The following is a 12,091-nucleotide window of genomic DNA, read 5'->3' as shown; positions in this document are numbered from 1 at the left end:
GATGCCTTGAACCACGTGACTGTTCGCCTCGCTGAAGAAGCCTAAAAAAACGTCAGCGCACACGCACCCGGAACGTGAATTCCACCCAGGTGTCATTGCCGCCGGATTGTCCATTCATCCGTCCCGCGGGTTTCAGGCGGATATGGCGCACCGAGGGGTCAAACCCATCGGCATCCGGTGTCGGCACATAGCCCCAGTCGATACCATCTTGGGAAAACTCCACGTGGTCTGTGTCGCTGTCCAGCGCGGAATACACCCAGCTCAGCCCGCTTGCCGGTGTGCCATCACTGAAGCCGACAGGCCCGGAACCCGCCGCCCCCAGATCTCCCACATACAGATCCACATGATCAGGCAAGGCATCGCCCAGAACCAGGCTGTCACTGTCGGTGCTGCCGTCGCCGCTATTGCTGAGGCGCAGGGTGTACTGACTCACCGCACCCGGGATCGCCTTGGGATTGACACTGCCATTCACCGGATCCCACAGGGTAACAACCCACTTCAGCAGACTGAGGGATGGCAGCACCCGGCTATTGGTGGCGGTACACAGGATACTGGTGTCGCCCGGCAGCACCGTGAGAGTACTGCCGGAGATACTGCCGCCACTGCAATCGATCGCCAGGCTGTAGAGCCCGGGGTCGCCCACCGAGAACGTCTCGGCAATGGTGCCGCTCTCCCCCGCGTAGACAGTCACCGGGATGCCATCAACGCTGTTATTGCCCGCAGAAACCACCGCACCGGTGCTGGCGTTGTTATTGAATCCGCTGGTGATCACCGTCGCGGTATCGCCACTGGCACCGTCCTGCCAGGTCTTGCGTAAGGTCAATGTGGCGGAGCGACGGGTGTTGGTGAAGGTACAGTCCACGTCCGTGTTGGGCATGGTGAGGGTGCCGCTGGTGCCACTGCCACTGGTGACCGGCGTGGTGTCACAGCGGTAACTGGCTGTGTAATTGGCCAGATCGGTACCGGAGCCCGCGCTCTCGGCGAAGGTCGCACTCGCACCCACATCCACCAGCTCGCTGGCGCTGGCACCGTCGCCACCCTCGCTGCCTGTTGTGCCGTTGGCATTCATCACGAACAGGCCGCTGTCGCCACCGGGCCAGGGACTGATCGGAGTCAGTTGTTTGGTAACGGTAAGACTGCGCTGGCGCACATTGGTAAAGGTACAACCGATTTCAGCCCCCGGCTCAGACACCGCCGCGGCATCCAGGGTAACGGTTTGCGTTGCCAGGTCCGCGCTGGCACTGCCACCGCTGCCGAGCCCACTGCAATTTACACTCGCCAGGCGCCAGCCCGCTTGAGGCGTCTCTACCAGATCCGTAGCCACCCCCAGTGCGGCAAGGTACTGCGCAGTGCTACTCACCGATGCACCTGCAGATGGGGTGCTGATAGTCTGGTCACTCCAGCCATTGGAGCCGGTAAAGGTAAAACTGCCGCTGTCACCGAGGCTGGTTTTGGTAACGGTCACCTGCGGCAATTTGCGGTTGGTAATGGTGCAGGCGGCGGCCGAGTTATCTTCATCCAGGTCCGCGGTAATACTGCGGTTGGCCTCGTCCACGCTGACGACCGGATCGCCGCGCTGGTCGGAACAGTTGATCAGTGCAGTGCTGTCCCAGCCGGTCTCCAGTTGTTCGCGGATCACCAGACGCTGTGCGATCGGCAATGCAGTGATAAAAACCCGCGCAGTCTCGCCGTCGCTCAGGGTAAAGCTGGCCGTGTTGCCGGCACTGGCAATGGTGTCGGTATAGGTGCCATCGGCGAGTCGCACAATCACCTTGGAACCGCTGGGGCCACTCGCGGTATAAGTGAATTCCTGGCCATCGCCATCCGGCTCGGTCTGCTTGGTGACGTCCACATGCGCCCCGGAAAACACCTGGACGTCGCCACTGACCAGACTGACGCCACTGTTACACTTCGACTTCGAGCCGGGCTGCACATCGGACGGCACCGCACAGGCTGCCTGTTCATTCTGGTTGTAGGTCAGAACAAACGGTACCTGGAGCGCGCCGGTGGCGGCATCCCCCTGACACAGCACGCGGATTTTATCCACGCGAACGTCGTCGTCTCCACGTGCGGTGTAGTCACCACAGCTGTTGGCCGTATTCGCAGGATTTTTATCAAACCACGGCAGGGGACTGGTGGGGAATGATGCTACCGAACAGGATTGAGAAGCGTCGCTTAAGCGGGGATCGTTACCCGCTTCGCCCACAAAAAAGCCGACATCGTAGCGGTCGGCATTACTGCCGGACAGGCCGACATCCACCCGGAACAAAAATTCTTCGCCGGCCACGCAAAATGGTGGCGTGCCGGGTTCAGCGCTGAATATCGGCTCTACGGTAAATTCGCCGGCACTGCAGTTCAGGTCACTCCCATAGCGCGTACCCGCGCACGACAGCCCCTGCTCTGCGTTGGTGGTGGTGATAACCTGAGCGGCCGTCGGCATAGCCAGCAGCGCGAGTGCGCCAACGGCGATCCGTTTACGCGTTGTCTTCGCCAACATCATTGCTCTCCCGATTCGCTACCGCTGCCGAAGCGGGTGCTCTGGTCAAACTTGAACCGCAGTTGCAGGTACGGGCCCTGGGCCGTGTAGCGGGCGGCCTCGAAATCCCGGTCGCGGAACCCCTGGAAGTTCCACCCCAAGGTAATCCAGCCATCCCGCACCGGAGAGAAGCCCAGCTGCGGGCCAAAGGAATAAAGGTGCGTGCCGGCCTCCCAGGAATTGAGCGCACTGGCTTGCAGTCCCAGGTCCATCCAGTCATTAAGGTCGTAGCGCGCCTCGACGCCGAGCAGGTCGGTGTATCCGTCGTATTCAACTCCGTCGAAATTGTCCTGCGCATATTTGGCGCCGTAATACAGCGACAGCTGGCTGCGCTGGTAACGCTGGAACAGGTTGCCGGTGCGGTCTTCACCGCTCCAGGGGCGGGAAATCCGGTTGAGGGCAAAATTATTAATCACACGGCGGCTGCGGGCATTGTCGGCGGCGAGGCTATCGAAGCCGAACAGGCCTCCATCGACGGCCGTATTTTCAACACGCTCGTAACGGAATTCCAGGCGGTTGAGGATCGACCAGTGGCTGTCCAGCGGCCGCCACGCCCAGGAAAGGTCCAGGCTCGCGAGATCACCGCTGGCGCCCTGCTCCGTATCGTTATGGAATGCCTCGAGGGTGCTCGAGAAGGCAATACCCGCCTGCGCCTGACGCAGGAAGCCACTGCTCATTCCCACGCGATCACCACTGTCTGCGCGGCGGGATTCCATCCGCCCACGCCAGGCCCACACATCGCCACGCCATGCGGCGCCGACACTGAGGGCAACAAAGTCCTCAGTGATATTGCTGACAGACGCTTGGCCGAAGGCGCTGTTGCCGGTAGTCGTATTCAAATCCGGGGATGACGTGTCTTCGTCCAGGGAATGACTGGCATCCAGGCCCAGATCCAGGCGCCACTGCTCACTCAGGTTTGCCGCCTGGCTCAGCCCCAGCTGGGAATAACGACGCGGGCCATAGCCACTGGCCCGGCTCTCATTCAGGGTGGAAGTAACAAGACCTCCGGACCACGGCGTGAGCTGGACGCCCACACGACTGGCGCGGGTATTACCGCTATCGCCGTCACTGAATTCCTGTCCAGCCAGTAGCCGGGCATAGTCGGTGAGCGCGTAGCTGGCGCCCAGCAGATAGCGATCCGGGTAGTCGGCGCTCTCATTGCGGCCACCACCGAGGGAGGTCTCGGTTTGCAGCGACAGGTCGGCGCGGCCATTCAGTAGCTGGCGGCTGGCAGCAAATAGTGCCTGACTGGAATTCGCCTCAATCGGTGCCTCGCCGGCGGTGGTTGCCGGTAGCTCATCGGCGGCGTGCTGCGCACCGAAACTGATCCGTGTTGCATTGGTTTCATAGCGCATGCGCGCCTCGGCGGCATTGCGGCGCGCGTCGTTGGTCAGGTTCTGCTGTCGGTAAGCCTCTCCCTGCAGGGACCATTCTTCGCCCAAATGAACCTGCCCCTGCACGCCGGACTTGCGCTGGCCGGACTGCCCCGCGGTTTGCTGATTCAGGCCAAATTTCGCATCCTGCTGGCGGCTGTAGGCGAGTAGATCGTAGCGGCTGCTGTGGTGTTCCACTTCCGCCAGCCACGCTTCGCCGTCGCGCGCGGCGTCGTCGCCACGGGTCTGCGCGGCTTCCAGGCGCAGCTCGCTGTCGTCACCAAAGAACCAACGCAGGTCGGCTCCGGCGAGGTCCACGCTCCCGTCGATACCTTCGTCGCGCAGGCCACTGACACCTACCTGTAGCGTCTCATCCTGCAGGTTGAGCCCAACACGACCACCACCGGTGAATGCCCGGTTGTTGCCGCCACTGGTTTCGTATTCGGCGACGATGTACACCGGATTAAAGTCGAGGTCCCGACTGAAGATCGGCTCGCGGAAAAACAGGGTGCCCGCGGCATAATCGATCTCGTAATCGATGTAGGGGGTCAGGGTTTCGGTTTTCAATACCTGCTCGCGGTGCACGCGGTCGCGGGTTTCGATACGCACCCGTTCACTGTTGAGCAGGATTCCCGGATAACTGAGGCGGTAGAGGCCTGAGGTGCCGTCGCCCTGAATTTCATCGCGGGCATAGCTCTGCTCGGTGTCTGCGGCAAATACTGTGTAGACCAACGGACCGTCGCCGTCTTCCGCCTTGAAACCGCTCAGGGTACGGCTATAACGGGACAGCTGGGTTTTCACCAGGCCGGTTTCGTAGTCACCGAACAGGGCGTAGAACTGGCCCCGTTCCATTTTTACGTAAAGTTTTTCGCGGCTGGCGGCGCCATAAACCTGGGTGGTACCGTCGCCATAGAGCGTGTAATAGCGGGACGGGTCGATGGGCGACATCAGCGCCTGCTCACGCGGCTTATCGCTGTCGTAAGCCATGGTCAACAGCCACTCGCCCAGCACGCGCCCCTTGGCGTAGAAGCTCAGCTGGCCATCGGTATAGACGCCTTCGTCCTCCCCCACCGGCAGAGATTCCATTCGCTCGTTGAGGGTGTTGTAGCCGAGGGTCCCCTCGGCAAAGCCAACCACAACCCAGTCCCGGGCAGCGGGCGACATCCAGCCGTGTAGCTGTTGCTCACGGCGGGTGTCGACGCCGGTGTGGAAGCGGAAGTCCAGGGTAAATGCGCCGGAGCGGGTGGTGGGGGCCAGCTCGATCCAGGCAATACCCTCGTCGCCCTCCACCCGGTACTGGGGCTGGAATTCACCCAGCCCCGCCAGTTTGCGCTGTTGTTTATCGCTCTGGCTCTGCCACGCCTCATAGGGGGCACTGATGGCCACACTCCCGGTGATGCCGTCGCGCACCGGGAACCCATCGCGATCCAGAATGCGCACCGCGATACGCGGGCGCGACACGCCATCGGCGCGCAGATCGGAGCGCTCCGGCAACAGCTCGGCCCGCGCCGGGGTATTGGCGAAGTGCACCACACGGCGGTAGCTGGCGAGTAATTGGCCGCTATCGTCATACACCTTTGCCAGAAGCTGGTTATCACCTTCCTCCAGTGGCAGTGCTCGCCAATGGCTGATGGCAACCCCGCTGCGGGGCGCTGTTTCAATACCTTCATAACTAAGTGCCGGGGCGGGCTTGCCGTTGACGGTAAGCTCCACCCGCTCACCGACACCGTGGGCGACCACCGCGCGCACCGCCGGTGCCCGCGGGTTGTGCCTTTCCTGCGGAAACAGAAAGCCCTGCTCACCCGCCGCCTGCGCCAGCCAGTCCACGCCCGCACCCGCTGCGGCTGCGGAAGAGGCCTTTTCGTTCTCGCCCGCTGCGCGGTCATCGGGCGCCGAGTAAGTGGCCGGGTCGGTCAGGTTGACGGTGAGGCGACCGCTGTCACTTGCAGCTTCAGGCGCACCAGGTTCTTTATCCGCCGCTGATTTGCAATCGAGGCGGTTTTCCGCAACCGGCAGGCGCAGGTTTTCTCCAATGGCGGTATCCACCAGCGCGTTGACCTTGATGGTGTTTCCGGCCTCACAGTGGCCGGCATCGGCCTGATCCCGGCGCAGCGCTTCCGTTTCAAACGTGAATTGTCGAGCGTAGGCCGCGCTTTTGCGCTGCGGCGCTTCGGTGTCGTCCGGGAGACGCCACATCAGCACCACACCACTCTGACGGGGGTCGTCCACGGGTTTCCCGTCCAGGCGCGCGGTGCCGGGGAGATAGCGCATCCCCGCGGGTAACATGGCGGTAACGCGCAGATTGGTAAACGTGCCGCCACTGGTATCCAGCGCCACCGTGTGAGTACGTTGCAGGCGCTTGCCTACCTCAACTTTCGCCGGGCCAGTACGGCCATATACAAGAACATCGACCCGCCGATTGCGGGCCATCCCTTCCCAGGTGAAATTGTCTGCCAGCGGCAAGCTTGGACCCATGCCACCCACGGTGACCCGCTCGGCGGAAAGGCCCAGCGCATCCCCCAGCACATTGGCCACCGTGCTGGCGCGGGCCATGGACAACCCATTGTTATCGCGGAATTTTGCTCTGGCGCGGCGGGAGAGACGCTGGCTGTCGGTGTGGCCGACAATTTCCAACCCAAATACCTCACCACCTTTTAACGTCTCCACCAGCGCCTGCAGCTCCGCCGCCGACTCAGGCAACAGTTGGTCGTCCCCAGAAGCGAAACGGCCGCGGAACGTGTACTTGGTCGGCGCCACTTCTTCCAGCAGCGGCAACACCTGTTCCTGTTGGGTCTGCAGACGCAACCCGGCAGTGGACGGACGCAATTGAAAATCGGCGCGCCACAGGCTGCCGCCGCGGGCATCGATAAACTGGGAATAAGCGCTGCCGGCAAAGCGGGTGTTGTCCACGCAGGAGACCGGCTCCCAGCCTGCCGGGAGGTTGGCGATATCCAGCTGGACTACGTGGGTACCCGGCCGCAGCCCCTCCATGTGGTAACGGCCATCCGCATCGGTGACCACATAGGTGCCGTCGTCCAGCAGCACGCGCACATTCGCCAAGCCTTTGCGTTCGCTCCAAGGGACGTCGCAACCCCCCCCGTAAACACCGCCGACCAGGGTGAAGCGGTCGCTGATGAAGGGCTCGCTAATCGTTACCGCTACCTGCGCCAGGTTAGAAGTCATAGCACCACCGCCCGGATTGAGAGCAGTGGCGGTAGCGGTGTTGACCGCCTCACCGGTCGGTACGCCGGCGGTCACCTCAACGACATAGCGCACTTCCAACTGGGCATCGGCCGCCAGCGCACCCAAGGGAATCTCAAGCGTGCGGCCATCGGCGCCAATCGTTGGTTCCACTAATTTTTCGCCATCGAGGTACAAGGATCCCGCACGGTAGCGCATGCCCGCCGGCAGGCGATCGACAATCAATGCCTCGCTGGCGGGAGCAGAAATCAGGCTCTGTAGCTGCAGGCGGTATTGCAGGTAATCACCAGCGGCAGCGGCGCTTTTCGAGACGCTTTTCTCCAATAGCAGGCCCGCCGCGGAAGGATCCACAGGTACGTCCATGGCCAGAGCCGGACTCACTGAAACAGAAAATGTCTCACCCCGGGAACCGGTCACTACCCGGTAAGGAAAACCGTCAGGCGCTGGTGGCATTTCGCTGTCGGCAACGGTGGAAGGCGCGGTGTAGCCCGAGGGGGGTACCACCGTCAGGCGATAGCTACCCGGCGGAACATAGGGGAAACGGAAACTCGGGTTACCGCTGCCGCCGGTAACCTGGGTATTGGAGAACGGCGTTACACCGTCATCGTCATAAACGATGGCCGGCGAGCCATCGCCGGCATTCACTAGCGATACCGTAGCACCGGCAAGAGGTGTTCCATCAACGGAATCGAATACCATGCCAAGCGGATCGGCAAATGCGCCGGCGCGTGCAACTTCTCCAGAACACATGGGGTCCTGGTAGCTCAGCGAGAGTTGTGCGTTTTCACCCAGTACCAGTTGACCATCGCCGCTCTGCGGGCGTCGATCAGCGCGATAAAAACTACTCCTGACGGCAGCCGCGAAGACACCGGTATCCGGGCCGGTTTCGTACAGGTATAGCTGTTCTCGCTCAGGCAAACCAGTATCTGCGCCGGATACGGTATCCGAATAATCGACAGACAGTTCCACCGCCACGAATTCCCGCACCGAGGCATCAATATTACGGTTGCCATCTTCGAGCGCAATCAGTACCGGCTCACCACCGTGGTATACCGTCGCAGCACGAGACTCTAAAGCCTGCAGCGACAGCGCACTGCCATCCAGTGCGGTGGGTACCGGCAAGGATAAGCGTGCTCCCGAGGCATCAACATAACTGCCACCTGTGAAGTTACGGCTGACACTGTCGGGGGCCGAAAACGCGGACGGGACATTTTGGTAAAAGGCGACCGAGGAGGGGGTACACGCTGGGGTTTCCAATACGCCCAGGCTAACGCTATTGGAGTCGAGCCAGCGGGAGGCCGAGTCGCCCGGGTATACCCAGCCGGCGCGGGCGGTATTGACCACTTCGATATCCGCAGCGCGCAGAGAAGTGGACGGAAGGATTAACCCTAGCAACAGTATCGCTGCCAGCCCCAACAGAAAACGCCGGGCGCAACAAAGCCCGGCGGACTTACGTCCCCCGGGCACGAGTGAGTGCTGGGCCAGGAGGGTATCAACCATGACGGCTATACATCGCGCACCGCTGGGAAGCGGAGCGGGTGGCTAATGCCACCCGGTGCGAGGTGACTAGTTCAGGATTACCTGGAAGCTGACCCATACAGCACTGGTAGAAGTTACAGTACCGAACGATGCTGTAACGGTGTCAACCGGCGTGCCAGAGGTAGAACCAAAACCGGTATCTGTCGCGGAACTATCGCAAGCAGCACCAGTTCCGGTCATAACGCTGCCAGCCACATAAGTAGTTTCGGTTGGAAGAGGATCGTTTACTTCAACAGTATCGGCGTCAGTGCTACCACTATTTTCTACCACAATGCAGTACTCAATGACTGCGCCCGGTATAGATTTGGGATCGGTGGTTCCGTTGAACGGATCACTAATTACCGTAGAGCTTTTTGCTACACTCAGGGTCGCACTGCCCACTTCATAAGCGCCATATACAGTAATCTGTGCATCACCATTGCTGTCAACCGCGCCACTCAGGTCGCCAAATACGGTATCTATCCCAGCCGTGTTCGCACCGCTAGTTTCGCTCAGCACAGAGCCATCTGAATCCAGTGCGGTAGCTCCTAGCAGGACACCGAGGATATCCCCATCTATAGCGGTGGACGGCACGTTGAGCACCACAAAAATGGTGGCAGTACCATCCTCATCAAGGTTATCAACACTGGTACTTGTATCGTCAGCGGCATTGAAAACACCATCACCGTTGTCCACATACACCGCAACAGCAGCGCCATCAATGGAGTCTGCCCCGAATCCGGTCGATGTTCCGGTAGTGACGTTCGCTGCACTCAGGCTGAAATCCAAAATGTCATTCGAAGTATTTGTAAGCGTATAACTGGTCACAATCGCCGTCGCACCTGGGACAGTGAGTACGGGGCTATCGTTTTGATCGAGCGTCATACGGATCACTCTATCCACAGTGAATGTCGCTTCATTACTGTCAACATCTGCCTGATCCACGCCACCCACCTGGTAGGAGACGGTCGCGGTATTGGAAACCGTATCACCTGCGGTAGTACCCGCGGCAAACGCCAGTGGAGACACACCCACCGCAAGTAACCCGATTACAGCCCAATAGAACGTTAATTTTTTGGTAAACATTTTCACTCCACCCCGATTCCATTTTTAATACTTGATATGAGCCACCGCATTAGCGCGGATTATTTCAAAACTGCCCGGTACCGCACACTGCCGGAATCACCAGGAGCAACCGCACCCTGTAAAGTCCAGCGCAGCGCCACCACATCCGATGCCTTCGCAGCGCGAACGGAACCGTCGGCCTCTGTGACCTGCAGGCTTTGCAGAGAGCCAAAACGGTTGCCATCTACGGAAACCTGAATAAGCGCACTCTCACCCTGAGCGCTATCGGCTACGTACACCATCTCTTTTGGTACCCGGTTATTTACTACCAGGTTTTCCGCTGGCTCTTCACCAGTGTTGCGATAGGTGATAACGAATACCACTTCCTGCCCCGGCTGCGCACGTTCAACCGGCTGCAGCTCTTTGCTTTGCACACCATTCGTATCGGTGATAGCCACCTCAATAAATGCGCGGGTTTCCAACTCTACTGCAGCGAAAGCCGGCACCGCCGCCGTCACCAACCCGACAGCAAGGACCAAAGCCCCAAAGATTTTTTTCATCTGAACCTCACTAGCAATCAGTCAATTTCCACCTGGAAAGTGGCCGTGTAGGTGGCCGGTGCGGTGACCGTGCCAATGTTGATTTCGACAAACGGCGGAGTCGTACTACTATCGAACCGCGCTTCATCAGTGTCAGCGGCATCGCTTTTACCTGCACCGTTCAGGGTGATGGAGCCTGCCACGTAACTGGTATTATCAGGGATGTCATCACTCAGGATCACATCCGTAATGTCGCCAACTCCGCTGGCAGAAAAGGTGAGGGTATAGGTAATGATCGCGCCCTGGACCGCGGCACTGCCCCCGAAGGGGTCGACCACGCTCTGACTCTTGGTGAAGGCGGGCTGCACCAGGATAATCTGGTAGCCATTCTGGGCGGCCGCTGCGGCACCGCTGCTACCTACCACCGCATTGCCGCCGCCATCACCCTGCCCCGCGAACACGGTACCCGGTGCATCGCTACCGGCACTAGCCTGTGCGGTAATAGATTCCGCAGTCAGCTCTATCAGGCCCAGGTCACTGCTGGACTGTGCATCGGGAATGTCGGCAACCACGAAGACCGCGATTGATTCATCCGCAGTAAGTTGCAGGGGCGTACTTGAGTCATACAGCGCGTCACCGGCGTCGTAGAGGCCATCGCCGTTACTATCGATGTATATCAGCGTATTTTGAGGGTCGAACTGGTCACCAGTAAGCGCAGAGTTTACTGCGAGGTCATAGGCCTCACCCCCGTTCCCGGTATTGGTGACGGTGAAGGACAACACAGCGCCGCTCTCCGGCGATGAAGCAGGGATATAGCCCGCATCATTGGAAGCGACAGTGACATCCAGCAACTCATCCACACGGAGGCTGGTGGTATTGGAACTCACGGACTGGGGAGTACCCAAGGTATCGGTATAGGTGGCGGAGGCGGTGTTACTGATGGTGGTACCGGCACCGGTGCCGACCGCCAACGCCTGGGCCGAAAGAAGCAGCGCAGCTCCCCCAAAAAACCATCTTTGTAAAGACATCCCTACTTTCCCTAAACTCTCACCGGCGTGCGCTAGCTGTGGAAACACTCTGGATCCGTTCACCCATGCGCCTTGTTTTTGAATTTTTGTGACCTGAGACACAGATTTTATCCGCTCCAAGACACTAATGAAAGAAGAAAAGCCTGAAAAGAACGCGTTCCGCCAATAAGCCTGGGTTGCAAGTAACACCTGATCAATTTTCCAGCAGCAAGTTGCGAAGAAGACCTGACACCCCAGAAACCACGCTTGGATCTATTTTTAGCCACCATTCTTGTTGGAAGCTGCATCCCCCGGCTGGCCACTTCCGGTATGCAAACTTCCACAATTCAGAGCCTGTGGATTACCGACTTTCCCACAGTTTCCATGGATATACCTGGGGATAACTACGGGATATTGGATGCGAGTGGCGTGGCTACTGACCTTGAGAAAACGACTAAAAAAACGCCACGCTTGTTTTTGCAAAAATCGGGTAATAAAAAAGCCCTGACCGCGTTAGCGATCAGGGCTTTTGGAATAGAAGCCTGACGATGACCTACACTGGGTGTCGAGCTCCGCTCGCCATCGCGGCGCGACGCCTTCGGCGCCCTAGCCTCTGCTCCTTCGGAGAATGGGCTTTCACATGGCAGCGCTTTGCGCTGCGAGGTAGTGGCAGTAATTCACCGTATCCCAAATAAAAAAAGGGCCACCCAAATGGGTGGCCCTTTCTTTTATTTAGAAGCCTGACGATGACCTACTCTCACATGGGGAAGCCCCACACTACCATCGGCGATGTTGCGTTTCACTTCTGAGTTCGGCAAGGGATCAGGTGGTTCCACAACTCTATTGTCGTCA

At 59.6% G+C, this 12,091-nt stretch carries 6 protein-coding genes and 1 rRNA gene; 1 reads left to right on the top strand and 6 read right to left on the bottom strand.

Annotated features, from left to right (window positions below; genetic code table 11):
* Positions 1 to 52 precede the first annotated feature (52 nt).
* The 5 genes from JF535_RS05815 to JF535_RS05795 form a co-directional block, all read right to left on the bottom strand.
* Positions 53 to 2,500: a prealbumin-like fold domain-containing protein gene (locus tag JF535_RS05815; protein ID WP_207000281.1), complete on the bottom strand. Its 2,448-nt coding sequence runs from the start codon at positions 2,498 to 2,500 to the stop codon at positions 53 to 55.
* Positions 2,497 to 8,610, bottom strand: coding sequence for an OmpA family protein (locus tag JF535_RS05810; protein ID WP_207000280.1), 6,114 nt, complete (start codon positions 8,608 to 8,610; stop codon positions 2,497 to 2,499). The genes JF535_RS05815 and JF535_RS05810 overlap by 4 nt, the downstream gene beginning before the upstream one ends.
* A 66-nt stretch (positions 8,611 to 8,676) precedes the next feature.
* Positions 8,677 to 9,714, bottom strand: a complete 1,038-nt coding sequence (locus tag JF535_RS05805) for a DUF11 domain-containing protein (RefSeq protein WP_207000279.1) — start codon at positions 9,712 to 9,714, stop codon at positions 8,677 to 8,679.
* A gap of 59 nt (positions 9,715 to 9,773) precedes the next feature.
* Positions 9,774 to 10,253, bottom strand: coding sequence for a DUF11 domain-containing protein (locus JF535_RS05800; RefSeq protein ID WP_207000278.1), 480 nt, complete (start codon positions 10,251 to 10,253; stop codon positions 9,774 to 9,776).
* A gap of 17 nt (positions 10,254 to 10,270) precedes the next feature.
* Entirely contained in the window at positions 10,271 to 11,260 is a 990-nt protein-coding gene (locus JF535_RS05795) for a hypothetical protein (protein WP_207000277.1), read from the bottom strand.
* Positions 11,261 to 11,506: 246 nt separating this feature from the next.
* Here JF535_RS05795 and JF535_RS05790 point away from each other — a divergent pair, with 246 nt between their 5' ends.
* On the top strand, positions 11,507 to 11,785 hold the full coding sequence (locus JF535_RS05790; RefSeq protein ID WP_207000276.1) for a hypothetical protein: 279 nt from the start codon (positions 11,507 to 11,509) through the stop codon (positions 11,783 to 11,785).
* A gap of 192 nt (positions 11,786 to 11,977) precedes the next feature.
* Here JF535_RS05790 and rrf read toward each other — a convergent pair.
* Positions 11,978 to 12,091: ribosomal RNA gene (rrf, locus tag JF535_RS05785) — 5S ribosomal RNA — on the bottom strand; the annotation flags it as partial.

It is taken from the genome of Microbulbifer salipaludis, assembly GCF_017303155.1.
GTDB classification, from domain to species: domain Bacteria; phylum Pseudomonadota; class Gammaproteobacteria; order Pseudomonadales; family Cellvibrionaceae; genus Microbulbifer; species Microbulbifer salipaludis.
This window is presented reverse-complemented; position numbering and strand designations above follow the sequence as displayed.

What these genes read in the sequence shown, in the direction of transcription:
- JF535_RS05815 (WP_207000281.1), bottom strand. Translation starts at nt 2,500, where the DNA reads ATGATGTTGGCGAAGACAACGCGTAAACGGATCGCCGTTGGCGCACTC.
- JF535_RS05810 (WP_207000280.1), bottom strand. Translation starts at nt 8,610, where the DNA reads ATGGTTGATACCCTCCTGGCCCAGCACTCACTCGTGCCCGGGGGACGT.
- JF535_RS05805 (WP_207000279.1), bottom strand. Translation starts at nt 9,714, where the DNA reads ATGTTTACCAAAAAATTAACGTTCTATTGGGCTGTAATCGGGTTACTT.
- JF535_RS05800 (WP_207000278.1), bottom strand. Translation starts at nt 10,253, where the DNA reads ATGAAAAAAATCTTTGGGGCTTTGGTCCTTGCTGTCGGGTTGGTGACG.
- JF535_RS05795 (WP_207000277.1), bottom strand. Translation starts at nt 11,260, where the DNA reads ATGTCTTTACAAAGATGGTTTTTTGGGGGAGCTGCGCTGCTTCTTTCG.